The sequence below is a fragment of the Hominisplanchenecus sp. genome, from assembly GCF_046967715.1.
Classification (GTDB): Bacteria; Bacillota; Clostridia; order Lachnospirales; family Lachnospiraceae; genus Hominisplanchenecus; species Hominisplanchenecus faecis.
This window is the reverse complement of record NZ_JBKVNQ010000033.1, coordinates 14,184-14,789: the sequence shown is the minus strand read 5'-3', so window position 1 is coordinate 14,789 and position 606 is coordinate 14,184. Positions and strand designations below refer to the sequence as shown.

Here is a 606-nt window from a genome sequence, read left to right as displayed (position 1 = left end):
CTCCTGCATAATCTGTGCAAGTCTGTACAATTTAAACTTTTGATTTGTACCTTTAGGCATATACCTTTCTCCCTTTTTCATTGTTGAAATCAGTATAACATATAGAGTGAAAACGTTGTGAAACTCTTTTAATTCTGTTTAACCGGCTCTTCGCTTTTCTCGATTTCTTTATTTTGCTGCTGATACTCCAGCAGACTTTTTTTACAGATTTTGCAGATAACACCTGCATTTGTCAGCATAACAACTTTCGCTGTTGCTTTCTTTCCAATCTTATCATATAAACGACCTGCACTCATACTTTCTCCGATTACTGTATATGTACTGTTTGCCACATAACCAATCAATCCAAGTCCTTCTTTTTTTACCATAATTGCTTCTTTATCATATTTATTATCCGGTTCCTTTTCCAGATATAATTTCATACCCTTTTCCAGAAAATCCATTCCATAATGATACTTCGTACCCGTCAACGTAAAATAGACTTTTTTGATTTTTTTCTCATTCTCCATTCCCCATACCTTCCTTTCCACGTCTTCTATACTTCATTATACAGTACAACATGTCCAATAAAAAGTACAGTTGTTTTCTCTTTGTCTTCTCTTTTCT

General features: G+C 34.0%; 1 protein-coding gene. It reads right to left on the bottom strand.

All coding sequences use genetic code 11. The annotated features are described in order from the left end of the window. Positions 1-128 precede the first annotated feature (128 nt). Positions 129-491 carry an HIRAN domain-containing protein gene (locus tag ACLTL4_RS06515; RefSeq protein ID WP_147632381.1) on the bottom strand — a complete coding sequence of 121 codons (363 nt, stop codon included), beginning with the start codon at positions 489-491 and terminating at the stop codon, positions 129-131. Between the last annotated feature and the right edge of the window lie 115 nt (positions 492-606).